Source organism: Pseudonocardia sp., from assembly GCF_050250275.1.
GTDB lineage: Bacteria > Actinomycetota > Actinomycetes > Mycobacteriales > Pseudonocardiaceae > Pseudonocardia.
Genome location: NZ_JBFWOY010000026.1, coordinates 33,729 through 59,510, shown reverse-complemented (window position 1 = coordinate 59,510; position 25,782 = coordinate 33,729). Strand labels below are relative to the sequence as shown.

Genomic DNA, 25,782 nt, shown 5'->3' with positions numbered 1-25,782 from the left:
GGAGGAGATGCGTGACCGTCTCGAGCATGCCGTCGGCTGCGGCTGCGCTCGGCAGGGGGCTGCGAGGCCGCCTCGCGGTGCCCCGCAGGACCTTCGTGGTCACCGTGCCGTTGCTCGCGGTGGCGCTCACCGCGCTGCTGCTGCACACCCACGGCTACCACATCGACCTCGAGGTCTACCGGCTCGGCGTCGACACCTGGCTGGCCGGCGGCGACATGTACGGCCCGCTCCCGCCCACGGTGAGCGGGCTGGCGCTGCCGTTCATCTACCCGGTGTTCGCGGCGATGGTGCTCACCCCGTTCGCGCTGGTGCCGTGGGCGGTGGCGTGGATCGCGCTGTTCGCGGTCTCGTTCGTGAGCCTCGCGGTGACGCTGTACGTGGTCGCGCTGCGGTGCTGGCCCGCGGGCGGTCGGGGCGGGGCGCTGGCGGCCGCGTCGCTGGGGCTGCCGCTGGCGCTGTGGATCGAACCGGTCCTGGAGACGTTCGAGTTCGGCCAGGTCAACCTGGTGCTGATGGCGCTCGTCGCGGTCGACTGCCTCACGGTGCGCACCCGGTGGCCGCGGGGTCTGCTCGTCGGCATCGCGGCGGCGATCAAGCTGACCCCGGCCGCGTTCGTGCTGTTCTTCCTGCTCCGCCGCGACTACAAGGCGGCGGCCGTCACCGTCGTGACCGCCGCGGCGGCCACCGGGCTCGGCTTCCTGGTCGACCCGGCGTCGTCGGCGCGCTACTGGTTCGGTGGCCCGGCGGCCGGTGTGAGCGGCTCGCTCTTCTACACCAACGAGACGATCCAGGCCGTGCTCGCGCGGATGGGCGTCGCCGGGTTCACGTTGACGGCGATCTGGGCGTTGGCGTCGCTGGTCCTGCTCGTGCTGATCGTGCCGGTCGTCCGTCGCGGCGACGCCCCGCTCGCGCTGGTCACGGTCGCCGCGTTCGCGTTGCTGGTGTCGCCGACGTCGTGGTCGCACCACTGGGTGTGGATCGCGCCCGCGCTGGTCGTGACGATCGGGCACGCCCTGCGGGACAGGTCGGCGGGCTGGGCGGCGGTGTCGGCGGTGCTGGTGGTGGCCTTCTACGTGGCGCCGTTCCGGTTCCTGCCCCACGACGAGGGCCGCGAGGCGCACTGGAACGGCTGGGAGCAGGTCGCGGGGGCGACGTACGTGATCGTCGCGGTGGCACTGCTCGTGGTCGGCTGGTGGCAGTTCGGGCCGGGCCGGGAACGCCGTCTCGCTGCGTCCTCGCCCACGTCCGGGGCCTGATCGGGATGGACCACGCCGAGCTCGTCGCCTACGCGCTGGCCAAGCCCGGGGCCACGGAGGACGAGCCGTGGGAGGGCGACACGGTCGCCAAGGTCGGCGGCAAGATCTTCGCGTTCCTCGGCGGCAACGGGCTCGGGGTGAAATGCGGCCGTGACGCCGACGAGGCCGCCGAGCTGCGCGAACGCTACCCGGACGCCGTGTCGATCATGGCCTACATCGGGCGGCACGGCTGGAACTCCGTCGACCTCGACGCCGCCGCGGGCGCGATCCCCGACGACGAGCTCCGCGAGCTGGTCGACGCCAGCTACGACGCGGTCGTCGCGAAGCTGCCGCGGTCGAAGCGCCCGGGCTGACCGCCCGGCCGGCCCGGGCGCGGACCAGTCGCATCCGGATCGGAACGAAAGTGTCGGACCCCCGTGCCAGGGTGGGCACATGGGAATCGGAGTCCAGATCACCTTCGACGCGCACGATCCCGGGACGCTCGCCGAGTTCTGGGCGCTGGCCCTCGGCTATGTCGTGCAGCCGCCGCCGCCCGGCTTCGCCGACTGGCCGACGTTCCTGGTGTCGATCGGGATCCCGGAGGACCAGCACGACCGCGCCTCGGCGCTGGTCGACCCGGACGGCGTCGGTCCGCGCCTGTTCTTCCAGAAGGTCCCGGAGGGCAAGACGGCGAAGAACCGCGTGCACCTCGACGTCAACGTCGGCGCCGGCACCGACGACCGGCAGGCCGCCGCTCGCGCGCACCAGGCGACTCTCGAGGCGGCGGGGGCGACGTTGCTTCGGGTCGTCGACGAGCCCGGCGGCTGGTGCCTGGTCATGCAGGACCCCGAGGGCAACGAGTTCTGCCTGCAGTAGCCGCCCGTCCTCCCGCGAGCGCGGCCTGCCGACTCGACGTGCCCGCCGGCCGGCGCCCGCCGGAGCCGGGTGCGCTCGCCCGCCGGGGCCCGCGGCTCAGCCGCGGGCCACGACGGCGGCGGCCTCGGCCCTCAGAGCGTCGATCACGGCGGCGACGGCCGGACGTGCCGCCGTCGCGGCCCGTGAGACCGCCTCGACCCGGCGCGCGGCCCGCATCCCGCGCAACGGGCGGCGCGCGAGGCGGCGGCCGCCGCGGTCGTCGGTGGAGTAGCGGGGGAGCAGGGCGATCCCGAGGCCGGCGGCCACGAGCTCCTCGGTGACGGCGAAGTCGTTGATGCGCTGCACCACGCGCGGCCGGGTGCCGGTGCGCAGCGCGATCGTGCGGAGCACGTCGTCGACGGGCCAGCCGATGTTCACGCTGATCCAGTCCTCGCCGGCGAGGTCGGCCGGGCGCAGTCCCCGCCGCCGCGCCAGCCGGTGCCCGGGCGGCAGCACCACGTCGAGCGGTTCGCGCAGCAGCGGCACGCTCACCCAGCGCCGTGCGTCGTGGCCGGGGTGCGGGCTCAGCTCGTCGTGGTGGGTGACGACGACGTCGGCGTCCGCGGTCAGCGCCGGCACGTCGCTCGGCGTCATGTCGACGACCGCGGCGCGGACCCGGATCGGGCTCGCCGCGAACCGGGTGAGGAGGCCGGGCAGGATCATCCGCGCGCCCGACGGGAAGAACGACACCGTCACATCCCCGGCCGGTTCGGAGCGCAGCGCGTCGACCGCGGCCTGCGTGCGGGCCACGGCTGCCAGCACGTCCTCCGCCTGTGCGACGAGGACGACCCCGGCGTCGGTGAGCCGCAGGCCGCGCCCGGCGGGTTCGGTGAGCGGGGTGCCGACCTCCTCCGCGAGCGTCTTGAGCTGCTGCGATATGGCGGACGGGGTGTAGGACAGGGCGGCGGCGACGGCGGTGACGCTGCCCCGGTCGGCGAGCTCGCGGAGCACCCGCAGGCGCTGGACGTCCATGAAGTGATTCTGAACGATCGGTTCAGTTCTTTTCGATCGACTTCCATGACCGCGCGGGTGACGGTGAACGGGTGAGACCCCGCGATCGCCTCCTCGCCGCCGTCGTCGCCGTCCTGTGGGGCGTCAACTTCCTGGCGATCCACTTCGGCCTGACGCACTTCCCGCCGATGCTGCTGGCGTGTCTGCGGTTCACCCTCATCGCGATCCCGACGATCCTGTTCGTACCCCGGCCGGCCGTTCCGCTGCGCTGGTTCCTCGGCTACGGCATCGGGTTCGGCACGCTGCAGTTCGTCTTCCTGTTCGTCGCCATGGACGTCGGCATGCCGACGGGCCTGGCGTCGCTGGTGCTGCAGTCGTCGGCGCCGCTGACCGTCGTGCTCGGGGTGCTGCTGTTGCGGGAGCGGCCGAGCAGGCGGCAGGTCGTCGGGATCGGTGCGGCCGCGCTCGGGCTGGCGGCCATCGCGGCGGCCCAGTCGCAGTCGGCGGCCCTCGTGCCGGTGCTGCTGACGCTGCTGGCGGGGCTCAGCTGGGCGGTCGGCAACCTGTGTGCCCGGCTCGCGGCGCCGCCGGAGCCGATGCACCTGACGTTGTGGGCGTGTGTGGTGCCGCCCGTGCCGTTGCTGGTGCTGTCGCTGGCCACCGAGGGCCCCGCCGCCGACCTGGAGGCGCTGCGGACGGCGTTCACGCCCTCGGGCTGGGTGGGCATCGGCGCGGTCGTCTACCTCGTGGTGTTCGCGACGATCATCGGCTCGGGCATCTGGACGGCGCTGATCCGCCGCTACCCGGCGGGCGTCGTGGCGCCCTACTCGATGCTGGTGCCGATCATCGGGATGTCGTCGGCGGCGCTGGTGCTGGGGGAGCGCCCGGGAATCGTGGAGATCGTCGCGGGTGCCGTCGTCGTCGGCGGGGTGCTGCTGGGCTCCGCCCGCCCGGCGGCGCAGGCGGGCACGGCGGAGGAACCGGTCGACGGGTCCGCGTCGGGGACGGACGACCCGGCTCCACCCCGCTGCCCCGGAGCGAACGAACGGCCCTTTCCCGCGACCGAGCCGGTCCGGGCTGCCGTCGGTGCCACGAGGCGGCCGGACAGTGAGGCGGTCGACAGGGAGGGGGCCGGACAGTGAGGTGGCCGGACAGGGAGGCGGCCGGGCAGTGAGGTGGCCGGACAGGGAGGCGGCGCCCGGCGGGTCGGTGCGCACGGGGCGGAGACGACGGAGGGCGGCGACCCCGGTCGGGATCGCCGCCCTCGGTCGAGGCGCGGGGCGTGTCAGACGCCGGCCGCGTGCCGGTCGATCAGCTGGCCGAGGCGGGGGAGGGCTTCCTCGACGTTCTTCTTGCCGTTCGGGCGGAGCTTGGCGTAGACCTTCTTGGCCGCGTCGCTGCTGGTGTGCTGGGCGCGCTCGTCGGTGACGTTGAGCAGCGCGTCGGCCGCGGCGTCGGCGCGGGCGGTGAGGAAGGCGCCGAAGTCGTTGCCGCCGGTGGCCCGGTACTCGCCGTAGAAGGGCTCCAGGGCGTCGGCGAACTCGGGGAGCATCCGGTTCATGGCCGACTCGACGATGCCGGGCTTGATCTTCTTCACCGCGGTGTAGCCGGTCTTGATGACCGCGCCCGACACGCCGTTCTTGTCGGAAACCTCGGCGTCGACCAGGTGCTGCAGGTCGGTGATCACCGTGGGGCGGTTGGCAGGGTTCAGCAGGATTTCTTCAAGCGTCTGGGCCACAGCCGGACGGTCCTTTCGGTCTCTCTAGGGGGTATCGGATCGGCCTGTCGGGGCACGCCGATGTCGACGCCGGGACGCTACTACAAGATCAACTAGGCCCTGTACCTCGGAGGGGTGACCGCCGGGCCGGTGAGTTACACGGATGGGATTTCAGCTGGTGATGTCCTTACGCTGGAACCGCCACACGGCGAGCGCGCCGAACACGGCGGCGTAGCACAACGACGAGAACACACCGCGGGTCATGTCACCCCAGTCGACCGTGCTCGCCAACAGGTCGGCCCACGCGTTGGCGTAGTGCGTCGGCAGGTAGTCGCGCAGGTCCTCCAGCGCGGTGATCTGGTCGAGGATCTGCGACACGATCGACGCCATCACGGCGCCGCCGACGGCACCCAGCGGGGCGTCGGTGCTCACCGACAACAACATCGCCAGCGCGGCCACCCAGCTCATCGACAACGCCAGGTAGATCGCGCCGAGCAGGACACGCCCGACGGCCGTCCAGAACGACAGCGCCTCGCCGGTCGGCGACACGAGGGCGTCGGGGCCGTAGGCGATGGCGCCCACGATCAGCGACACCACGGGCAGGAGCAGCAGTGCGGCGAGCGAGAGCCCGGCGGCGATGATCGCCTTCTGCCGCAGCAGCCGCGCCCGGGGGATGGGCGCGGCGAGCAGGTAGCGCAGGCTCGACCAGCTCGCCTCCGCGGCGACGGTGTCGCCGAAGAACAGCGCCACCACGACGACCAGCAGGAAGCCCGCCGACGCGAACAGGGCGAACACCGCGAAGTTGGCGGCGCTCTCCTTGGCGAGGTCGACGAGGTTCACCGTGGCGCCGGGTGGACCGTCGGAGGCGAGGCTGAACGCGATCCACAGGATCACGGGCAGCAGCGCGACGAGCGCGAACGCGACCTGCGTGCGACGCCGCTTGAGCTGGCGGACCAGCTCCACGCGCAGCGGCATGGTGCGGGTGACGTCGTAGGGCGCGGTGGGCACGGGCGCGGAGAACCCGCCGACGTGCCCGCGCCGCGTCGACGCCTCGGCCGAGCCGAGCGCCGGGTCACGGGCCGGGTCGCGGGCGGGGTCGAGGGCCGGGTCCGCGGCGTCCACAACGGTGCCGGTGGTCGGCCCCGCGCCGTTGGTGCGGGGATCGGGCGTGGTCACGGTGTCGCGTCCTCTCCGACGAGCTGCAGGAACGCGTCCTCCAGCCGGCGCCGGGGCCCGGCGGACTGCACGCCCACCCCGGCGGTCACCAGTGCCTGCACGGCGGCAGCGCGCGGCATTCCGTTGAGCTCCGCGTGCACGAGGTCCCCGTCGACGGCGACGTCGCGCACCCCGTCGAGGTCCGTGAGGACCGCGGCGGCCCGATCGGGCTCGTCGACGGTGAAGCTGGCCGCGCCACCGCCCGCGATGATGTCGTCGACGGTGCCGTCGGCGACCACGAGCCCCTTGTGCATGACGACGACGTGCGTGCAGGTCTGCTCCACCTCGGCCAGCAGGTGGCTCGACACCAGCACGGTGCGGCCGTCGGCGGCGTAGCGGCGCAGGACCTCACGCATCGCGTGGATCTGGGGCGGGTCGAGGCCGTTGGTGGGTTCGTCGAGCAGCAGCAGCTCGGGCAGCCCCAGCATGGCCTGCGCGATGGCGAGCCGCTGGCGCATGCCCTGGCTGTAGGTGCCGACCTTGCGGTCGACCGACGACCCGAGGCCCGCGATCGCCAGCGCGTCCTCGACGTGGGCGTCGGCGGGCGGGCGGCCCGTCGCGGCCCAGTACAGACGCAGGTTGTCGGCCCCGGACAGGTGGGGCAGGAACCCCGGGCCTTCGACGAACGCGCCGATCCGGGCGAGCACGGGGGCGCCGGGGCCGATGGGTTCGCCGAAGGCGCGCATGGTGCCCTTGGTGGGCCGGATGAGGCCCATGAGCATGCGCAGCACCGTCGTCTTGCCGGCGCCGTTGGGGCCCAGCAGGCCCAGCACCATGCCCGGCCGGACCTCGAACGACACGTCGCGCACCGCGGTGAACCCGCCCTTGTAGGTCTTCGCGAGGCCGTGGATCTCCAGCGGCAGGGCCGCCGGGTCGGGTTCGGGGGCGAGCCGGCGGCGCCGCAGCGACCGCCCGACGATCCAGGCCAGCAGCGCGCCGAGCAGGATCACGCCGATGCCGACGACGTAGCCGAGCGGCACGGTGTTCTCGGTGACGGCCCGCCCCGGGACCGACGGGACCGACAGCGTGGCCGGGGCGCCGGTGTCTGCGAGCCCGATCCGCCACACGGCAGGGGCGTCGGCCGGGGTGTAGCCCTGGTCGGTGGTGCTGACCGAGACGAGCAGCCGGTCGCCGACCTGCACCGGTGCCACGACGGCGGGCAGGGTGACCGTCACGGTCGCGGGTGAGCCGTCGGCCGGGACGGGAACGCGCATCGGCGCGACCGACGAGCCGAGCAGGACGCGACGGCCGTCGGCGGACAGCGTCGAGATCTTGCCGAACAGCACGGCCTCGGAGCCCGCGGGCTGGCCCGGGGACCGGGCCACGGTCAGGGTCACGCGGGCGGAACCGGCGAGCGTCGTCGACTCGGGGAACGGGTCGGTGCGGAACTGCGCCGACTGGCCCGGCAGCTCCGAGGTGAACGCGGACAGCCGGCCCGCGAGGGTGCCGAGCGACCCGCCCAGCCCGGGTAGCGACGTGATCGCGGCGGGGTTGCCGCCCGCCGGGTTCACGACGTCCTGCGGGGCGCCGGTGAGCGGCAGCCGCCCGGTGGTGACCGGCGCGTTGCCCGGCAGGCCCGGGTAGGCGTCGGCGACGATCGTGCGCCCGGTCGGGGTGGAGCCGCCCGCGCGGACGCCGCTCTGCACGGCGTAGGCGAAGCCGGAGGTGGGCGCCGGGCCCGTCCGCATCAGGTAGTGGTCGAACCATTCGGCGATGTCGTCGCGCACCGAGCTTCCGGGGGCACCGCCGTCGTGGCCGCCCGCGTACCAGACGACGCGCACGGTGCCGCCGGCCGCGGCGATCTGGCGAGCGTTGGCGTCGGCCTGGTCGAGGCCGAAGAGGGTGTCCTGCTCGCCCTGGACGATCAGCGTGGGGGCGGTGATGCGGTCGGTGACCGACACGGGGGAGGACCGGCGCAGCAGGTCGGCGGTCGCGGGGGAGATGCGCCCGGTGGTGGCGGCCTCGGTGTAGGCGGCGCACACCTGCGCGGTGAACCGTCCGCAGGTCAACGGGGTGCCGGGCGGCTGCGGGGAGGGACCCCGGCCCGGGTCGGCCGCGCCGGGCGGCGGGTCCTGACCCTGCGTGGCGGTGCCGGTCTCGTCGTCGGAGCCGGTGTTGCCGCGGCCCAGGACCGACGCCTGCGCCGACTGGGTCGTCGACGCCCCGGCGGAGAAGAAGACACCCGCCCAGCCGCGCTTGAACACGCCGTCGGTGCCGAAGGTGCGCGCGGCAGGGGTCTCGCCCGGCGGCGGGGTACCGGTGGCGTCGGGGAACAGCGCCTGACCGAGGTCGTTCCAGGTGATCACGGGGGCGAGCGCGTCGACCCGCTTGTCGTAGCCCGCGAGCAGCAGCGACAGCGCGCCCCCGTAGGAGCCGCCGGTGACGCCGACGCGCGGGTCGCCCGGACCGTCGAGCGCCACCTCGGGGCGCTGGGCCAGCCAGTCGATCAGGCTGCGGGCGTCGGCGACCTCGTAGTCGGGGGAGTCGAGCGCGATCTGGCCGCCGCTGGTCCCGAAGCCGCGGGCCGACCAGGCCAGCGCGACGTAGCCGCGGGCGGCGAGGTCGCGGGCGTCGGCGTCGACGGAGGCCTTGCTGCCGCCGAACCCGTGCGCCACCAGCACCGCGGGCGCCGGGGTGCGCGCGGGCAGGTACAGCGTGGTGTCGAGGCCGACCGGCGCGGCCACGCCGGGACCACCGCTCACCTCGATGCGCTGCTCGGAGATGCGGACGTCGGGGTCGCTCGAACCGCCGCGCGTCGTCGCGAACAGGATGACTCCCGCGGCGACGACGAGGACGGCCACGACGGCGACGAGCGCGCGCGGACGCACGCTCCGAGGAAGTCGGGGCACACGACGACGTTATGCGTAGTCGTGTCGGGCACCGGTGGGTGCCCCTCAGCGCACTCTCAGCGCTGCAGGACCGCGGACGACGGGCCGGGTCAGCGCACGTCGTTCGCGTGCTCGACCTTCGGGTCGCCCGCGAAGAACGGGCCGATGATCTCCCGCCACTTCGGGAAGCGGTCGGACTCGCGGAAGCCGACGGTGTGCGCCTCGACGCTCTGCCACTCGACCAGCAGCACGAAGCGGCTGGGCGACTCGATACCGCGGGTCATGCGTGCGGAGACGAACCCGGGGGTGACGGCCAGCAGGTCGCGCGCCTGGAGATAGGCGGCGGCGAACTGGTCTTCGGTCCCGGGGCGGATGTCGAAGTCGGCGATCTCGAGCACCATGACCGTGATCCTTGTCCATCACGTGGCTCCGGTCACCTGGGGAGGGACGTGAATCGCCGAGCGTTGCAGTGCTCGTCACCGTCCGGAGTCGCCCGGTGGGCCTTCCAGGTGATGCAGGACGACGTCGCGGAGCACCCCGTCGTCGATCGCGGCCGTCATCCACGTGTGGGTGGGCCGGCGGCGCCGGTCGGTGGGGGAGCCGGGGTTGAGCAGCCGCATGCCGGCCGGAGTCGTGGTGTCCCAGGGGATGTGGCTGTGCCCGAACACGAGGACGTCGGTACCGGGGAACAGCCGGTCCAGCCGCCGTTCACGCCCGGCGGCCTGGCCGGTCTCGTGCACGACCGCCAGCCGGACCCCGTCGATCACGACGCGGGCGACCTCGGGCAACCGGGCACGCAGGTCGGGGCCGTCGTTGTTGCCGTACACACCGACGAGCCGGGCCGCGCGGGCCTCGAGCTCGTCGAGCAGGTCGACGCCCACCCAGTCGCCGGCGTGGACGACGACGTCCGCGGCGTCGACGGCGTCCCAGACCGCGGCCGGTACGACGCGGCCGCGGCCCGGGACGTGGGTGTCGCTGACGACGAGCAGGCGCGCGGTCAGTGCACGCCCAGCAGGTCGACGACGAAGATCAGCGTCTCGCCGCCCTTGATGACACCACCGGCGCCGGCGTCGCCGTAGCCCATGTGCGGCGGGATCTCCAGGCGGCGGCGGCCGCCGACCTTCATGCCCTGCACGCCCTGGTCCCAGCCGGCGATGACGCGGCCCTGACCGAGCGGGAACTCGAGCGGGCTCCCACGGTCGAAGGAGGCGTCGAACTGCTCGCCGGTGGAGTGCGCGACCCCGACGTAGTGGACGCTGACGAACGAGCCGGCCTTGGCCTCGTTGCCATCGCCGACGGTGATGTCGGTGACCCTCAGGTCGGTGGGGGCGTCGCCGTCGATGGGCTCGACCTCGGGCTTCTGCAACGTCACGGGTGCTCCTTACGTCGTGCGGCGCACCGGGCCTCCGGTGCGGTGCGGCCCATCACCCTGCCAGACCCGGACGCTGCGGTCGCGTCGTGGGATCGTGCGGCACAGACTGGGGTGCGTGCCGCAACCCTCGACCGACGAGACGTACCACCCGGACCCGAGGCGTTGGCGCGCACTGACCGTCACCCTCGTCGCGGGGTTCATGGGGCTGCTCGACGTCAGCATCGTGTCGGTGGCGCTGCCGTCGATGCAGCACGGCCTGGGAACGAGCCCGTCGCAGGTGCAGTGGGTGGTGTCGGGCTACGCGCTGGCGTTCGGGCTGGCGCTGGTCCCGGCCGGGCGGCTGGGCGACGCGTTCGGCCGGCGCCGGATGTTCCTGATCGCGCTCGCCGCGTTCGTGGTGTTCAGCGCGCTGGCCGGGGCGGCGCCGACGCCGTTGCTGCTGGTCGTGGCCCGGGTCGCGCAGGGCCTCGCGGCCGGGATGCTGGCCCCGCAGAACTCGGGGCTCATCCAGGACCTGTTCCGCGGGGCCGAGCGGGGCAAGGCGTTCGGGTTCTTCGGCGCGACCGTCGGCATCTCGACGGCGGTCGGCCCGATCGTCGGCGGCGTCATCCTCGCGGTCGCGGGGCAGGACGACGGCTGGCGCTGGATCTTCTACGTCAACGTGCCGATCGGCGTCGTCGCGCTGGTGCTGGCGGCGCGGCTGCTGCCCCCGATGCGGCAGCCCGGCAAGCCGGGGCACATCGACCACGTCGGCGTCGCGCTGCTCGGCGGCGCGGTCCTCGCGGTGCTGCTGCCGCTGGTGGAGGCCGAGTCGGGTGGGCTGGGGCGGCTGTGGTGGCTGTTCGTCGTCGGGGTCGCGCTCGGGGTGGCGTTCGTGTGGTGGGAGAGCCGCGAGATCCGCCGCGGCCGGGACCCGCTGATCGACCTGCGGCTGCTCTCGGACACCCCCGGCTACGCCTCCGGCGCGGCGCTCGGGATGGTCTACTTCGTCGGGTTCAGCGGTATCTGGCTGGTGTTCGCGCTGTTCTTCCAGAACGGGCTGGGCTGGACCCCGCTGGAGTCCGGCCTCGCCGTGACACCGTTCGCGGTGGGCTCGGCGGTGTCCGCCGTGCTCGCGGGGCGGGTCGTCGAACGCTTCGGCCGGAGCCTGACCGTCGCCGGGCTGTGTGCGGTCGCGGTCGGGCTGGGCGTCACCACCGTCCTGGTCGCGACGGTCCCCGCCCACCTCGCCGGGTTCGTGATCATCCCGTCGATGCTGCTCGGCGGTCTCGGCGGCGGGCTCGTCATCTCCCCGAACGTCACGATGACGCTGCGCTGCGTCCCGGTGCGGATGGCCGGGTCGGCGGGCGGCGCGCTGCAGACGGGCCAGCGGATCGGCGCCGCCGTCGGTACCGCCGCGCTGACCGGCATCTACTACTCCGTGCTCGGCTCCGATCCGGCACGGCTGCACATCGCGGTGGCCGCGGCGCTGGGCACGGCCGTCGTCATGGTGCTCGCCGCGCTGGGCATCGCGATCGTGGAGCTGCGCGCCGGGCGGCGCGCGGCCGACGCGGCCGTCGTCCCGCCCGACGCCGCCCACCAGCACCAGTAGCGGTCACGACGGCAGCGGTCATGACGGCAGCGGTCATGACGGTGGGGTGGGGACGCCCAGGGCGCCGCGCAGGAACTCGACCTGCAGCAGCAGCAGGTTCTCCGCGACGACCTCCTGCGGCGTCATGTGCGTGACCCCCGACAGCGGCAGCACGCTGTGCGGACGGCCCGCCGCCAGCAGCGCCGACGACAGCCGCAACGTGTGCGCGGCGACGACGTTGTCGTCGGCGAGGCCGTGGACCAGCAGCAACGGCCGGTGCGGGGTGCGGGCCGCGGCGGCGTCGCCGAACAGCGACGACCGGGCGTAGGCGTCCGGGTCGCCGTCGGGGGTGCCGAGGTAGCGCTCGGTGTAGTGGGTGTCGTAGAGCGCCCAGTCGGTGACGGGTGCACCGGCGACCGCGGCGTGGAACACGTCGGGGCGGCGCAGTACGGCCAGCGCCGCGAGAAAGCCGCCGAACGACCAGCCCCGGATGCCGACGCGGTCGAGGTCCAGGTCGGGGTGGCGGGTCGCGAGGTCGTGCAGGGCGTCGACCTGGTCGTCGAGCACCGGCTGGGCCAGGTCGCCGTGGACCGCGCGTTCGAACGCCGGGCCACGGCCCGGCGTGCCCCGCCCGTCGACCACCACGACCGCGAACCCCTGCTCGGCGAACCACTGGCTGGTCAGGTGCGCGTTGCGGGCCGCCACGACGCGCTGGGCGTGCGGGCCGCCGTAGGGGTCCAGCAGCACCGGCAGCGGTGTCCCCGGCTCCCACCACGACGGCAGCAGCAGCGCCGTCGACAGCGACCCGGCACCGGCGGTGGTGAGCTGCAGACGCGGCACGAGGCCGGCCGGATCGGCGAACGAGTCGACCGTCCGGGCGGCACCCGAGGGAAGGTGCGCGACCGTCGCCGTGCCCTCCGACTCCAGGCACGCCCGGGTCACCAGCAGCGTCCCGCCCGACAACCGCCCCGAGTGCACACCCGGCTCCGTGGCCCGCTCGACGAGGCCGCCCTCGCGTGACCACGACCACAGCCCCGTCGACGCCGGGTCGGCCCCGGAGGCGCTGAACAGCAGGGTGTCGCCGTCGACGTCGAGCAGCGCCCGGACCTGCAGCGACGTCGGGGTCACCGGGGTGCCGCCGACGCACAGCCGGTTGGCGCCCTCGTGCGCCCCGGCGGTGACGAGCTCCCCGCCCAGGTGGGCCGGCACGCCGGGGACGATGTCGACCCAATCGGGGTCGTCGACCGCCGCGACCTCCGTCGTCGCCCCCGACCGCTGGTCGACCCGCAGCACCCGCAGCGCCCGCTGGTCGCGCGACTGCACCGTCAGCAGCAGGTCCGTCGCGCCCCAGGTCGCGTCGACGACGTACTCGTAGGCCGCCGCGTCCCACGTCACCGGCACCCGGACCCCGTCGAGCGCGATCAGGTGCAGCGTCACCTCGGCGTTCGGGGTGCCCGCCGCCGGATAGGCGACGCGCACCGGCTCGCGGTCGGGGTTGGCGGGATCGGCGATGTGCCAGCGCCGCACCGGGTCCTCGTCGACGCGGGCGACGAGCAGCCGGTCGCCGTCGGGGGCCCACCAGTAGCCGCGCATCCGACCCATCTCCTCGGCCGCCACGAAGTCGGCCAGTCCCCACGACGCGTCCTCGTCGTCCGGGCGGACCAGCAGCGTCGTGAGCCGTGGGACCAGGTCGTGCACGTGCAGCGACCCGCCGGAGACGAACGCCACCCGACGGCCCTGCGGGTCGGGCCGCGGGTCGACCACGCCGCCGGGCGTCTCGATCAGCCGCGGCGTCAGCCCGGATGCGAACTCGGCGACGTAGAGCTTGCCCGACAACGTGAACGCCGCCATCGTGACCGGCCGGTCGGTCGCGAAGGCGACGACGCCGCCCGCCTGCTCACGGGCCCGTTCGCGGCGCGCCCGCTCCTGCGGCGGCAGGTCCTCCTCGGCGCCCGCGCCATCGAGGACCCGCGGGTCGGCGACGAGCCGCTCGTCGCCGGTGTCCAGGTCGAGGCTCCACAGGCACGTCACGGGGTCGGTGCCGCCGCGGCTGCGCAGGAAGACGACGCGCCGGCCGTCGGGGGACAGGACCGCGCCGCGCGGGGCGCCCAGGGTGAAGCGCCGGGTACGGGCCTGCCGTCGGGGGAAGCTGTCGGTCACGGTGGAGCAGTCTGCCGCCCGTTCGCCGACTGCGTGGCGCCGCCACACCCACGACGGCGACCGTTCGCCCCCGGCACCCGATCGGGAGCGTGTCGTGATGGACGACACACCGTTGGGGAGGAGTGGACTGCATCGCATCCGGTTCCCCGGATGAGGGGAGTTGCTCCGATGATCAACCTGTACCTGTCCGGCCGCTCGCTCGCGGCCGCCCGCTCCGTCGACCCGCAGGTGTCCCCGGCGGCCGTGCACGCCGCCGTGGAGGTGGCCATCGTGGAGCAGCTGCGCGAGGTCGCGGGCTGGTCCGTGGAGCAGATCCGCGAGCGGGCCGACCGGATCGCGCGCGGGGACTGACCCCGACGCGGATCAGCTCACGCAGGGCACCGTCGCGCCGGTGATGGGCTGCGGCTCGGCCGTCGTCGGTGTACCCGCGGTGGTGCTCGGGGGTGAGGTGGTCGGGGGTGAGGTGGTGCGCGGGGCCGTCGTGCGCGGGATCCCCGGGCCCGGCACGGTCGTCGACACGGGGCCGGTCGCCGGGGCCGAGCCGCCCGACGACGCGCTCGTGGCCGGGACGGGCAGCCCGTCGAGGACGGACCGCACGAACGTGCGCACCGCGTCCGGGTCCACCTCGACGGCGACCCCGTCGTAGGGCGTGTACAGATCCGACCGCAGCGTCGGGATCGTGTGGAACTCGACCCGCGACGCCGACACCTGCCGCACCTGGCCGACGATCTGGTCGAGGTCCCATCCCTGGTCGAGCACCACGTAGCGGCTGACGATCCCCAGCAGGCGCTGCACCGTCGCCGGGTCGGCGAGCCGCCCGCCACCGAGCAGGGTGTTCGCGAGTCCGGCCATGTAGGCCTGCTGACGGGTGATCCGGTCGAGGTCGCCCCCGACGAGTCCGTGCCGCTGCCGCACGAACGCGAGCGCGTTCGCGCCGTCGAGGGTCTGCGGACCGGCGGGCAGCACCGCACCCGAGTACCGCGCGTCGTCGACGGGCTCGGTGAGGCACACCGGGACGCCACCGATCGCGTCGGTGAGCTCGACGAACCCGGCAAGGTTGATCTCGGCGTAGTGGTCGACGACGATCCCCGTCAGCTGGGTGATGGTCGCGACGAGCTGCCTGCGGCCCGCCTCGAGCGCCTGCCTGCGCACCGTCTGCGCGTCGAGGCCCTGTGCCTGCAGGGTGCGGGTCGCCCCGGTGACCGCGCGCCCGTACGCTGAGTTGATCTTGTGTGTGCCCTGGTCGCCCGCCAGCTTCACGTAGGAGTCACGGGGGAACGACACGGCGACGACCGGCTTGGCGGGGTCGGCCGGGATCCGCAGCAGGATGGTCGTGTCGGTGTTGAGCTGGCCGTCGTCGGGGCCCGCGTGCATCTCGTCGAGCACGCTCTGCGGCAGCGGCCGGCCCTGGGCATCGGTCCGGCTGTCGACGCCGACGACCAGGGCGGTGACGGTCCGCGACGGCGCGCCCGTGGCCGGTGCGCCGTCGCTCAGGACGTCGCTGGTGACGATCGATCCCGCGAGCGCGCGGAAGGTCGACCAGCCGTAGCCGGCGGCGGTGAGCACCACCAGGGAGACGACGGTGACCAGCGCCTTGCCGGCCAGCCCCCATCGTCGCCGCGCGCCGTCCGCCCGCCGCACCCTGTCCCTGCCCCTCGCCACGTTCCCGAGGCTCCGACCAGGTCCTTCGCCGGTGCGGAGCCCGACGCGGCGACGCGAACCCCGGACGTCGCGCGGTCGATGTCGACCACTCTATGGATACGGCCGGGTCGACCGCAGGCTCTGGTGAGTGAACAGAAGTGACCTACGGCACTCGCGGTGACGCTGGGTGAAGCAACATCGGCGGAACGCATCCGGCCGCTCGCCACGCCGACGCCACGCGACCGCCACGGCCACCGCGACGCCGGGGGGCGTCGCGCCCGGGCGCGACGTGGCGCCACCGGTGCCCGCGCCGTCGCGGCTCCGGGGTCACGCGTCGTTGTCGCGACGGTACGGCGCGACCGTGCGGGCGAGGATGCCGAGCGTCGCCTTCAGGGAGGCCTCGGAGATCACCGGGAAGATGTCGCGCGCCCGCCACTCGGGGTGGATGTCGGACCAGTCGTAGAAGGACACGACCTCGGTGCCGCCGTCGACGGGGGAGAGCCGGTACCCGTAGACGTGCCCGATCGGTGGCCGGACCTTGCCGAGCACCGACCAGGAGATCAGCCGGTCGGGCTCGTAGTCACGGATCGTGACGGTGACGTCGTACTCGCCGAGGGGGACGTCGCCCAGCGCCTCGCGGTCCATGTGGACGACGAACGTGTCGCCGGCGGCCGTGACCCGCTCACCGGCGGCGCCCATGAGCATGCCGGACGAGTCGATGGCGACGTGTCCCTGCGGGTCGGTGAGCACGGCGAACACCGCTGCGGGAGCGGCGCGGACGGTGCGGGAGACCTCGATGCGCGATGCCGTCGCGGGGACGTCCGGTGTCTGGGGCGCTGCCATTCGCACATCGTGGCACCGGGTGCGGAGCCGGGCCCGGCGGACCTGGACCCGCCCGTCCGGTCGGTCGGGACGGGCGTGTTTCGGCTGCTCACGACGCGAGGGAGTCACCCGATCGAGTGAGGGCGTGATGTTCGGCTACGAATGTATCCGGGCCTGATGCACAGTGGACGTTCCGCTACGGCGAGCGGGTCGTATCGGGACGCGGGAAGGGTGGTGCGCACGGTGAGTCGAACCACGAGATCGACGACAGGAATGCACCTCTCGACGGCCTCCAGCGGTGTGGGGTCGAACAAGAACTGGTGAGAGGGCCCGGCCGCGCCGAACCGGTGCGGCCGGGAATCCACACCGGCGGAGGCGGCCGGACCCCCGGCGCACCCGTCACGAACCGTGTCGGTCTCTGCGTCGGTGTCGAGCTCGACGTCCGAGGTCGTCGCCATCCTCCCGGGGACGGGACGCCCCGCGGCCGCGGTGCTCCGGGGCAACCAGCCGGGGGCCGGGCCGCCGGCCGACGCGTTCTGGCCCCGGACGGCGACGAGCCCGGCCGCGGTGGGCCGGGCTCGTCGTGTCCGGTCGTGCGGAGCGTGGCCTACCAGCCGCGCGAGCGCCACTCCGGCAGCGACGGGCGCTCCTTGCCGATCGTCGTGTCGTCGCCGTGGCCCGGGTAGACCCAGGCCGCGTCGGGCAGCGGGCCGAACACCCGGGACTCGAGGTCGTCGAGCAGCGAGGTGAAGTCGCCGGCCGAGTCGGTCTTGCCCGGGCCGCCCGGGAACAGCGAGTCGCCGGTGAAGACGTGCGTGCTGTCGGCGCCGCGGTAGACCAGCGCGATCGATCCCGGGGTGTGCCCACGCAGGTGCACGACGTCGAGGTCGATCTCGCCGAACGTCACCGTGTCGCCCTGCTCGACGACGACGTCCATCGGGACCGGCAGCTCGGGCGCGTCGAGCGGGTGCGAGATCAGCCGCGGCTGGAACATCCCGGCGACGGCGCCGAGGGCCTGCCAGTGGTCCCAGTGCCGGTGCGTGGTGACGAGGTGCTTGAGCTCGGGCCGGTCCTTCCCGCTGCCGACGAGATCGGCCAGCCGCTCGGGCTCGTTCGCCGCGTCGATCAGCAGCGCCTCGTGCGTCGCCGTGCAGACGAGCAGGAAGGCGTTGTTGTCCATCGGGCCGACGGAGACCTTGGTGATGGTGAGGGGACCGAGATCGCGTCGGATCGCGGCGCCGCCGGGGTCGGTGTGACCGGTGTACTCGTCGAGGACGTCCACGGTCGTCACCTTATCCCCGCCGTGCGGCGTGTCGAACATGTGTGCGAGCCTGTGTGACGATCCGCGGCGTCGGATGATCGGTGGCGCGGTGCGTGTTGTACGGGGCGAGGAAACCCGTCGGGACGGGTCGGGGCGTGCCTGTGAGCGCTCGGCGCGCCGCGGCGGTCGCCGACCGCTCGACGACCGGGCGAGCGGAACTTGTCGGACGCCCCGCCTAGCATTGGATCGTGGGCCGTCGGGCCCGGACATCTTCAGGAGGCGCACACCGTGGCAGATCGTCTCGTGGTGCGGGGCGCGCGCGAGCACAACCTGCGGGGGGTCGATCTCGACATCCCGCGGGACAGCCTCGTCGTGTTCACGGGCCTGTCGGGCTCCGGGAAGTCGAGCCTCGCGTTCGACACGATCTTCGCCGAGGGTCAGCGGCGTTATGTCGAGTCGCTGTCGGCGTACGCGCGGCAGTTCCTCGGGCAGATGGACAAGCCGGACGTCGACTTCATCGAGGGGCTCTCGCCCGCGGTGTCGATCGACCAGAAGTCCACGAACCGCAACCCGCGCTCGACGGTCGGCACGATCACCGAGGTCTACGACTACCTGCGGCTGCTCTATGCGCGCGCCGGCGTCCCGCACTGCCCCACCTGCGGGCACGTGATCGAGAAGCAGACGCCGCAGCAGATCGTCGACCAGGTCCTCGCGATGGAGGAGGGCACCCGGTTCCAGGTGCTCGCCCCGGTGGTGCGCACCCGCAAGGGCGAGTTCGTCGACCTGTTCTCGGCGTTGCAGGCGCAGGGCTACTCGCGTGTGCTCGTCGACGGCACGGTCCATCCGCTGGCCGAGCCGCCCAAGCTCAAGAAGCAGGAGAAGCACGACATCTCCGTGGTCGTCGACCGGCTGGTGGTGCGGCCGTCGTCGAAGCAGCGCCTGACCGACTCGGTGGAGACGGCACTGCGGCTGGCCGACGGGCTGACCGTGCTGGAGTTCGTCGACCTCCCCGAGGACGACCCCGACCGCGAGCGGCGGTTCTCCGAGCGGATGGCCTGCCCCAACGGGCACCCCCTCGGACTCGACGAGCTCGAGCCCCGCACCTTCTCCTTCAACTCGCCCTACGGCGCGTGCCCGGCCTGCAGCGGAATCGGGATCAAGAAGGAGGTCGACCCGGAGCTGGTCGTCCCCGACCCCGACCTGAGCCTGGCCGACGGCGCGATCGCGCCGTGGGCGACGGGCCACACCTCGGAGTACTTCGGGCGGCTGCTGTCGGGGCTGGCCAAGGCCGTCGGCTTCCGCATGGACACGCCGTGGCGCAAGCTCGACGACGCGGCCCGCAAGTCCGTCCTGCACGGCAGCGACGACCAGGTCCACGTCCGTTACCGCAACCGGTACGGCCGTGAGCGCGCCTACTACGCCAACTTCGAGGGCGTCATCCCGTTCCTCGAGCGCCGCCTCGACCAGACCGAGTCCGACTCGCAGCGCGAGCGCTACGAGGGCTACATGCGCGACGTGCCGTGCCCGGTCTGCAAGGGTGCCCGGCTCAAGCCGGAGGTCCTCGCCGTCACGCTCGCCCACCGCGACCAGGGCGACCGGTCGATCGCCGAGGTGTCGGCGATGTCGGTGGCCGAGTGCTCGGCGTTCCTCGACGGGATGGTCCTCGACCACCGCCAGGCCATGATCGCCGGGCGGGTGCTCAAGGAGGTCCAGGCCCGGCTCGGCTTCCTGCTCGACGTCGGGCTCGACTACCTCTCGCTCGACCGTGCCGCGGGCACCCTGTCGGGCGGGGAGGCGCAGCGCATCCGGCTCGCGACCCAGATCGGCTCGGGGCTCGTCGGCGTCCTCTACGTGCTCGACGAGCCGTCGATCGGGCTGCACCAGCGCGACAACCGCCGCCTCATCGAGACGCTGACCAGGCTGCGCGACCTGGGCAACACGCTGATCGTGGTCGAGCACGACGAGGACACCATCCGCGCGGCCGACTGGACCGTCGACATCGGGCCGGGTGCGGGCGAGCACGGCGGGTACATCGTGCACAGCGGGCCCGTCGCGGGGCTGGAGTCGCACGACACGTCGCTCACCGGCGCCTACCTGTCGGGCCGCCGGTCGATACCGGTCCCGGCCGAGCGCCGCACGCTCGACCCCGAGCGCAAGCTGACCGTCGTGGGCGCCCGCGAGCACAACCTGCGCGGTATCGACGTCGACATCCCGCTGGGCGGGCTCGTCGCGGTCACCGGGGTGTCCGGCTCGGGCAAGTCCACACTGGTCAACGACATCCTGGCGACGGTGCTGGCCAACCGGCTCAACGGCGCCCGCCAGGTCCCGGGCCGCCACACCCGGATCACCGGTGTCGACCAGCTCGACAAGCTCGTGCGCGTCGACCAGTCGCCGATCGGGCGGACCCCGCGGTCGAACCCGGCCACCTACACCGGCGTGTGGGACAAGGTCCGGACGCTGTTCGCGTCGACGACCGAGGCGAAGGTGCGCGGCTACCAGGCCGGGCGGTTCTCGTTCAACGTCAAGGGCGGCCGCTGTGAGGGCTGCTCGGGCGACGGCACGATCAAGATCGAGATGAACTTCCTGCCCGACGTGTACGTGCCGTGCGAGGTCTGCCACGGGGCCCGGTACAACCGGGAGACCCTCGAGGTCCACTACAAGGGCAAGACGGTCGCCGACGTCCTCGACATGCCCATCGAGGAGGCGGCCGAGTTCTTCGAGCCGATCTCCTCGATCAGCCGCTACCTGAAGACGCTGGTCGACGTCGGGCTCGGCTACGTCCGGCTCGGGCAGCCGGCGCCGACCCTGTCCGGTGGCGAGGCGCAGCGGGTCAAGCTGGCCAGCGAGCTGCAGAAGCGGTCCAACGGCCGCACGATCTACATCCTCGACGAGCCGACGACGGGTCTGCACTTCGAGGACATCCGCAAGCTGCTGCTGGTCATCAACGGGCTGGTCGAGAAGGGCAACAGCGTCATCGTCATCGAGCACAACCTCGACGTCATCAAGACGTCGGACTGGGTGATCGACATGGGCCCGGAGGGTGGGTCCGGCGGCGGCACGGTGCTCGCGGAGGGCACCCCGGAGCAGGTCGCCGCGGTCGAGGCCAGTTACACGGGCCGCTTCCTGCGCGACCTGGTCACCCCGGAGCCGCCGAAGGCCCGCAGGCCGGCCCGGCGCAAGGCCCCGGCGGCGAGCTGAGCCCCGCCGCGGGTGCGGCCTTGACCTGAAGCCGGGTCGAGGTCGCACGCTGGCCCGATGACGATCTCCCCCGGTCCCACCACGTCCATCAGTCCCACCACCTCGACCGCGGCCGACGAGGCCGCGGTCCGGCAGGTCATCGCCGACGTCGAGACCGGCCTGAACACCAACGACGCCGAGCTGATGACGCGGCACTTCGCCGCCGACGCCGTCGCCGTCGGGGTGGACGGGCGCGCGAACGTCGGCCGCGCGGCGCTCGACGCTGCCCATCTCGCCGCCGTGGGACCGGGCGGGTTCCTGCGCGACCAGTTCGCCCGGTACTCGGTCGTCGACGTGCGGTTCGTCCGTCCCGACGTCGCGCTCGTCCGCAAGCACGCCGCCGCGGTCACGGCGGACGGCGAGGCCCTCGACCTGGACCACACGATGTCCGCGCTGTACGTCCTCACGAGGCAGGACGGTCGGTGGTGGATCGCCGCCCGGCAGAACACGCTGGTCGCGACGTGATCCCGCTCAGCCGGGGACGAGCCGGTAGAAGCGGAAGAAGTCGTCCTCGACGTCGAGCACGTCGACCCGTGGGAAGCCGGCCTCGGCGGCGTAGCGGCGCAGCGTGGCCGGTCGCATGACCGTGCCGGTCGCGGCGGAGTGCGGGTGTGCCATGCCGTCGGGCAGGCAGCACAGGACGCTGTAGGCGTACATGAGGCGCTCCACCTCGTCGCCGGGCGCGGTGAAGGTCTCGGCGACGCGTTCGTCGACGACCAGCACGGTCGCGCCCGGCGCGGCGAGCCGGCGCATCCCGGCGAGCACTCCGACCGGGTCGGGCAGGTCGTGGACGCACTCGACCGCGAGCACGAGGTCGTAGCCCCCGCCGACGCCGGAGCCCCCGTCGACGCCGGAGCCGCCGGTGTCGGCGGCGTCGGCGACGTGGAACCGGACGCGGTCGGCGACCCCGGCCTCGGCGGCGTTGCGCCGGGCCGCCTCCACCGACGGGGCGTCGACGTCGAACGCGTCGACCGACACCTCCGGGTGGGCGAGCGCGATCCCGATCGAGGACCACCCGAACCCGCAGCCGACGTCGGCGACCCGGGCGCCGGCGCGCAGCGTCTCGGCCATGCCGGGGATCAGGGGCAGGTGGGTACGGGGCAGGTCCTCGAGCAGCATGCGGCGGTTGGCGGCGGCCTGGGCGTGCCGGGCGTCGTCGCCCTGCTGGTCCCAGCTGACCCCGCCGCCGGTGCGGTAGGCCCGTTCGAGCGCGTCGGCCTGCCGGGCGAAGGCGCCGACCATGGTCGCCATCCAGGTGAGGTGGGCGGGGCTCAGGACGTCGGTCAGGACCTCGGCGTGCCCGGCGGGGAGCCGGAAGGTGCGGGTGGCCGGGTCGCCGGTGTCGTCGACGACGTGGAGGACGGCGGTGACGGCCTGCTGTTCGAGCCACTCGCGGGCGTACCGCTCGGCGGTGCCGGTGCGCTCGGCGAGCTGGGCCGACGTGACCGGTGCGCCCGAGGCCATGGCCCGGTAGAAGCCGAGCCGGTCGCCGAGGCGGATGGTCTGCAGGTCGAGCGCGGCGAGTCCGGCGGCGAGGATGCGTTCGGCGAACGCGTCGGCGGTCGGCTCCGTGCTCTCGGACGTCGCAGGTGCGGGTGTCGTCGTCATCGTCGTTCCCGTCGTCGTGGTCGTCGTCGTGGTCGTGGTGCCCCGAGCGTCGGGTGCGGCCCTGTCGGGTCCCTGTCGGGTCCCTGTCGGGTCCCTGTCGGGTCCCTGTCAGGTCTCCGTCGGGGCTCCGTCGGGTCCCTGTCGGCCCGGGCAGGCACGCCGTGCCCGGGGTCGCCGGCAGGCCGGCGACGACCCCGCCGGACCGTCGGTGTCGAGATCGCGTGGGGGTGGGTGGGGGCAGACGCTGCGACGATGACGGTGTGACCTCCGTCGGCGTCCTCGGCCCCCTGGAGGTGTACGGCCCGGACGGCCCGGTGACGGTCGGGTCGGGGCGGCAGCGGCGGCTGCTCACCGCGCTCGCGGCCCATCCCGGGGAGCCGTTGACGGTCGACCGGATCGCCGACCTCGTCTGGTCGGGCACCCCGCCCGTGGACCCGGTCGGCGCGGTGCAGACACTCGTCGCGCGTGTCCGCCGGCTCCTGCCCGCGGGCGTCGCCGTCGAGACGGTGCCGGGTGGGTACGCGCTGCGGGCGGCACGCGACGCCGTCGACGCCACGGCGTTCACCGACGGGGTCGCGGCCGCGTCGGCGCAGCCGTCGGCCCGTGACCGGGCGGCGGGTCTGGTCGCGGCGCTCGCGCTGTGGCGGGGCCGGCCGTTCGCCGATCTCGACCATCCCGACGCCCCCGCGCTCGCCGCGCGGTTGGCCGCCGTGCACGCCGACGCCCGGGAGCGGCTCGCCGCCGCGCTGCTCGACGCCGGGCGGGCGGCGGACGCGGTGGTCGTCGCGGAGGGGTTGTGCGTGGACGAGCCGTGGCGCGAGGGCGCGGTCGCGGTGCTGATGCGCGCGCTCGCGGCGGCGGGCAGGCGCCGGGACGCGCTCGCGGCGTTCGCAGGTCTGCGCCGGCGGATGGCGGCCGAGCTCGGTGTCGACCCCGGCCCGCAGCTCCGCGAGCTGGAGGCCCGGCTGCTGCGCGACGAGGAGCCCGGGCCCGTGGCCGGTGGGGCGCCGCGGCCCCCGGTGAGCTCGTTCGTCGGCCGCACCGCCGATCTCGCCCGCGTCCGAGAACTGTTGGCGGGCAACAGGGTTCTCACACTGGTCGGGCCGGGTGGGGTCGGGAAGACCCGGCTTGCCCGGCATGTGGTGGCCGTGGTGGCCGCGGGTTACGACGACGGGGTCGCGCTGGTCGAGTTCGGTGAGGGCGGTCGCGCCGACGTGGAGCCCGCCGTCGCCGCGGCGCTGTCGCTGGCCGACGGTGGCCGGTCGGGGGAGGGGTTGACCCGGCGGATCGTCGAGGTGCTCGCGGTGCGCCGGATGCTGCTGGTGCTGGACAACTGCGAGCACGTCGCCGACGAGGTGGCCCGTCTGGTAGAGGCGGTGTGCGCGGGTGGTGCGGGCACCGACCTGCTGCTCACCAGCCGCGAGGCGGTGCGCGTCGACGGGGAGCAGGTGGTGCCGGTGGGCCCGCTCGCTCCCGCGGACGCGGCCACGCTGCTGACCGACCGGATCCGGGCGGCGGGTCCCGACGCGGTGCCCGGCCCCGCCGACGCCGCCCTGGTGGAGGTGGTGTGTGCCCGGCTCGACGGGTTGCCGCTGGCGCTGGAGCTGGCGGCGGCCCGCGTGGCGGCGCTCGGCCTGCCGGCGATCGCGGAGGCTCTGGAGGACCCGACGGCGCCGGCGAGCACGGCGTGTGACGGCACCGCACGTGACGGCACCGCGCGTGACGGCACAGCGCCTGACAGTGCCGCGCTCGATCTGCTCCGCGGCGGACGGCGTACGGCCGCGCGGCGGCACCGGTCGCTGCGCGACGTCGTCGCCTGGTCGTTCGGTCTGCTCGACGACGCCCAGCAAGCCCTGTTCGTGCGGATGTCGGTGTTCGCGGGTCCCGTCGAGGCGGCAGCGGTCGCGGTGGTGTGCGGTGACGCGGGCGCGTTGCCCGATCTCGTCGACCGGTCGCTCGTGGTGCGCCACCCCGGTGAGCCTGCGCGTTTCGGCCAGCTGGAGACGTTGCGCGCGTTCGGCCGGGAGCGGCTCGCCACCGACCGGTCGGCCGAGGCCCTGCGTACCGCGCACGCGACGTGGGCGGCCGGGCTGGCCGAGGAGATCCGCGAGGCCCGGCGGGGTCCGGGGGAGCAGGCGGCGGTGGCCCGGTTCGACGCGCACCTGCCAGACCTGCGGCGCGCCCACGCCCGGCTGTGCGACGTGGGCCCGGTGCCGGAGGTGGTGCGGCTCGGGCTGCTGTTCGCGGAGCTGGGCTACGTGCGGGGCCGGGTCGACCTGGTGCGGCCGGCGTTGCGGTCGCTGCGGGTGGTGGGGGTGCTCGACGACGCCGACCTCCCCGCCGAGGTGGCGGTCCCGGTCCGCCCGGAGGCGGCCCGGCTGCTCGGCCTCGTCGCCGCGTCGTGCTGGCAGCGCGGCGACCTCGACCTCTGCGAGGCCTACGCACGCCGCTCGATCGCCCTGGCGGAGGCCGGGCCGGACCGGGGTGCGGCCCGCGACGGGCACGAGGCGCTGGCCAACGTGCACCTGTTCCGCGGCGATCTGGCGGCGGCGCGGCGGGAGGGCCGGCGCAGTGTTGAGCTCGCCGATGCGGTGGGGGACGTCGACACCGCGCTGCTCGGGCGCATGGACCTCACCGTCGCCGCCGCGTACGCCGGTGACGACGTCGCGGCCGCCCGCGAGGAGGAGGCGATGGCGGGGCTGGTCGCGCGGATCGGGTCCGCGACGGCGCGGGCGACGCTGGCCTACGTGCGGGGGGAGCGGCGCGCCGAGCGCGACCCAGCCGCGGCGGCGGGGCACCTGCGCGATGCGGTGGCGCTCGCGGAGTCGGTGGACTCGCGGTTCGTCGCCGGTATCGCCCGGCACACCCTCGTCACGTCGGCGGTCCGCGGCGGCGACGACGTCGCCGCGCTGTTGCCGCTGCTGGACCACTGGCTCGCGGCCGGGGCGTGGACGCACCTGTGGGTGGCGGTGCGTTCGCTGGTCGTGGCGCGGTCGCGGGCTGGTGACCACCGGACCGCGGGCCTCCTGCTCGGCGCGCTGGCGGCGAGCCCCCGCGCGACGCGCGCGTTCGGGCCGGACGCGCGCCGGGAGGCCGAGGCGGAGGCCGCAGGCCGCGCGGCGCTCGGCGACGGGTTCGACCTCGCCCTCGCCGAGGGTGCCGCGCTGGGGGACGGCCCGGCGATCGCCCTGGCCAGGGCCGTGGCGCGGCACTGACGTCGGGGGACCCACGGGGCGACGTCGGGGGGCCC

Annotated in this window: 21 protein-coding genes; 9 read left to right on the top strand and 12 right to left on the bottom strand. The window is 74.2% G+C overall.

The window, feature by feature from the left end; all coding sequences use genetic code 11:
- Nucleotides 1-11: 11 nt before the first annotated feature.
- The 3 genes from AB7F12_RS22315 (at nucleotide 12) to AB7F12_RS22305 (ending at nucleotide 2,111) form a co-directional block, all read left to right on the top strand.
- On the top strand, nucleotides 12-1,256 hold the full coding sequence (locus AB7F12_RS22315; RefSeq protein WP_428499331.1) for a glycosyltransferase 87 family protein: 1,245 nt from the start codon (nucleotides 12-14) through the stop codon (nucleotides 1,254-1,256).
- A 5-nt stretch (nucleotides 1,257-1,261) separates the two neighbouring features.
- Nucleotides 1,262-1,609, top strand: coding sequence for an MmcQ/YjbR family DNA-binding protein (locus AB7F12_RS22310; RefSeq protein ID WP_428499332.1), 348 nt, complete (start codon nucleotides 1,262-1,264; stop codon nucleotides 1,607-1,609).
- Nucleotides 1,610-1,688: 79 nt separating this feature from the next.
- Nucleotides 1,689-2,111, top strand: a complete 423-nt coding sequence (locus AB7F12_RS22305; RefSeq protein WP_428499333.1) for a VOC family protein — start codon at nucleotides 1,689-1,691, stop codon at nucleotides 2,109-2,111.
- Between the two features lie 96 nt (nucleotides 2,112-2,207).
- Here AB7F12_RS22305 and AB7F12_RS22300 read toward each other — a convergent pair whose 3' ends face one another.
- The gene (locus AB7F12_RS22300) at nucleotides 2,208-3,122 is read right to left on the bottom strand and encodes a LysR family transcriptional regulator (protein WP_428499334.1); all 915 of its coding nucleotides are present in this window, start codon (nucleotides 3,120-3,122) and stop codon (nucleotides 2,208-2,210) included.
- 71 nt (nucleotides 3,123-3,193) lie between these two features.
- On the opposite strand from AB7F12_RS22300, the gene AB7F12_RS22295 reads away from it, so the two are divergent.
- A complete protein-coding gene (locus AB7F12_RS22295) occupies nucleotides 3,194-4,243 on the top strand; it encodes an EamA family transporter (RefSeq protein WP_428499335.1) in 1,050 nt (349 codons plus the stop codon).
- A 143-nt stretch (nucleotides 4,244-4,386) separates the two neighbouring features.
- Here the strand turns inward: AB7F12_RS22295 and AB7F12_RS22290 are convergent, their stop codons facing one another.
- The 6 genes from AB7F12_RS22290 to AB7F12_RS22265 all read right to left on the bottom strand — a co-directional run bounded on the left by AB7F12_RS22290 (nucleotide 4,387) and on the right by AB7F12_RS22265 (nucleotide 10,233).
- Complete coding sequence (locus AB7F12_RS22290) at nucleotides 4,387-4,839, bottom strand: DUF6918 family protein (protein WP_428499336.1); 453 nt, start codon at nucleotides 4,837-4,839, stop codon at nucleotides 4,387-4,389.
- A 150-nt stretch (nucleotides 4,840-4,989) separates the two neighbouring features.
- Nucleotides 4,990-5,994, bottom strand: a complete 1,005-nt coding sequence (locus tag AB7F12_RS22285) for an ABC transporter permease (RefSeq protein ID WP_428499337.1) — start codon at nucleotides 5,992-5,994, stop codon at nucleotides 4,990-4,992.
- Nucleotides 5,991-8,861, bottom strand: a complete 2,871-nt coding sequence (locus AB7F12_RS22280) for an alpha/beta fold hydrolase (RefSeq protein WP_428499338.1) — start codon at nucleotides 8,859-8,861, stop codon at nucleotides 5,991-5,993. The genes AB7F12_RS22285 and AB7F12_RS22280 overlap by 4 nt, the downstream gene beginning before the upstream one ends.
- A gap of 110 nt (nucleotides 8,862-8,971) precedes the next feature.
- Nucleotides 8,972-9,262, bottom strand: coding sequence for an antibiotic biosynthesis monooxygenase family protein (locus tag AB7F12_RS22275; protein ID WP_428499339.1), 291 nt, complete (start codon nucleotides 9,260-9,262; stop codon nucleotides 8,972-8,974).
- Nucleotides 9,263-9,337: 75 nt separating this feature from the next.
- Nucleotides 9,338-9,862, bottom strand: coding sequence for a metallophosphoesterase family protein (locus AB7F12_RS22270; RefSeq protein WP_428499352.1), 525 nt, complete (start codon nucleotides 9,860-9,862; stop codon nucleotides 9,338-9,340).
- The gene (locus AB7F12_RS22265; protein ID WP_428499340.1) at nucleotides 9,859-10,233 is read right to left on the bottom strand and encodes an FKBP-type peptidyl-prolyl cis-trans isomerase; all 375 of its coding nucleotides are present in this window, start codon (nucleotides 10,231-10,233) and stop codon (nucleotides 9,859-9,861) included. Before AB7F12_RS22265 ends, AB7F12_RS22270 begins: the two co-directional genes overlap by 4 nt.
- Nucleotides 10,234-10,348: 115 nt before the next feature.
- Here AB7F12_RS22265 and AB7F12_RS22260 point away from each other — a divergent pair, with 115 nt between their 5' ends.
- Nucleotides 10,349-11,824, top strand: a complete 1,476-nt coding sequence (locus AB7F12_RS22260) for an MFS transporter (RefSeq protein ID WP_428499341.1) — start codon at nucleotides 10,349-10,351, stop codon at nucleotides 11,822-11,824.
- Between the two features lie 33 nt (nucleotides 11,825-11,857).
- Here AB7F12_RS22260 and AB7F12_RS22255 read toward each other — a convergent pair whose 3' ends face one another.
- Entirely contained in the window at nucleotides 11,858-13,963 is a 2,106-nt protein-coding gene (locus tag AB7F12_RS22255) for a prolyl oligopeptidase family serine peptidase (protein ID WP_428499342.1), read from the bottom strand.
- A 150-nt stretch (nucleotides 13,964-14,113) separates the two neighbouring features.
- On the opposite strand from AB7F12_RS22255, the gene AB7F12_RS22250 reads away from it, so the two are divergent.
- Nucleotides 14,114-14,314, top strand: a complete 201-nt coding sequence (locus AB7F12_RS22250) for a hypothetical protein (protein ID WP_428499343.1) — start codon at nucleotides 14,114-14,116, stop codon at nucleotides 14,312-14,314.
- A gap of 12 nt (nucleotides 14,315-14,326) precedes the next feature.
- Here the strand turns inward: AB7F12_RS22250 and AB7F12_RS22245 are convergent, their stop codons facing one another.
- The 3 genes from AB7F12_RS22245 to AB7F12_RS22235 form a co-directional block, all read right to left on the bottom strand.
- Nucleotides 14,327-15,625, bottom strand: coding sequence for an LCP family protein (locus AB7F12_RS22245; RefSeq protein ID WP_428499344.1), 1,299 nt, complete (start codon nucleotides 15,623-15,625; stop codon nucleotides 14,327-14,329).
- Between the two features lie 306 nt (nucleotides 15,626-15,931).
- Nucleotides 15,932-16,447: an SRPBCC family protein gene (locus AB7F12_RS22240; protein WP_428499345.1), complete on the bottom strand. Its 516-nt coding sequence runs from the start codon at nucleotides 16,445-16,447 to the stop codon at nucleotides 15,932-15,934.
- A gap of 586 nt (nucleotides 16,448-17,033) precedes the next feature.
- A complete protein-coding gene (locus AB7F12_RS22235) occupies nucleotides 17,034-17,747 on the bottom strand; it encodes an MBL fold metallo-hydrolase (protein WP_428499346.1) in 714 nt (237 codons plus the stop codon).
- 228 nt (nucleotides 17,748-17,975) lie between these two features.
- Here AB7F12_RS22235 and uvrA point away from each other — a divergent pair, with 228 nt between their 5' ends.
- Together uvrA and AB7F12_RS22225 are read left to right on the top strand one after the other, a co-directional pair.
- The gene (uvrA, locus tag AB7F12_RS22230) at nucleotides 17,976-20,885 is read left to right on the top strand and encodes an excinuclease ABC subunit UvrA (RefSeq protein WP_428499347.1); all 2,910 of its coding nucleotides are present in this window, start codon (nucleotides 17,976-17,978) and stop codon (nucleotides 20,883-20,885) included.
- A 57-nt stretch (nucleotides 20,886-20,942) separates the two neighbouring features.
- Nucleotides 20,943-21,389, top strand: coding sequence for an SgcJ/EcaC family oxidoreductase (locus AB7F12_RS22225; protein ID WP_428499348.1), 447 nt, complete (start codon nucleotides 20,943-20,945; stop codon nucleotides 21,387-21,389).
- A gap of 6 nt (nucleotides 21,390-21,395) precedes the next feature.
- Here the strand turns inward: AB7F12_RS22225 and AB7F12_RS22220 are convergent, their stop codons facing one another.
- Complete coding sequence (locus AB7F12_RS22220; protein ID WP_428516491.1) at nucleotides 21,396-22,532, bottom strand: class I SAM-dependent methyltransferase; 1,137 nt, start codon at nucleotides 22,530-22,532, stop codon at nucleotides 21,396-21,398.
- Nucleotides 22,533-22,792: 260 nt separating this feature from the next.
- Here AB7F12_RS22220 and AB7F12_RS22215 point away from each other — a divergent pair, with 260 nt between their 5' ends.
- Nucleotides 22,793-25,747, top strand: coding sequence for a BTAD domain-containing putative transcriptional regulator (locus tag AB7F12_RS22215; protein WP_428501553.1), 2,955 nt, complete (start codon nucleotides 22,793-22,795; stop codon nucleotides 25,745-25,747).
- Nucleotides 25,748-25,782 lie beyond the last annotated feature (35 nt).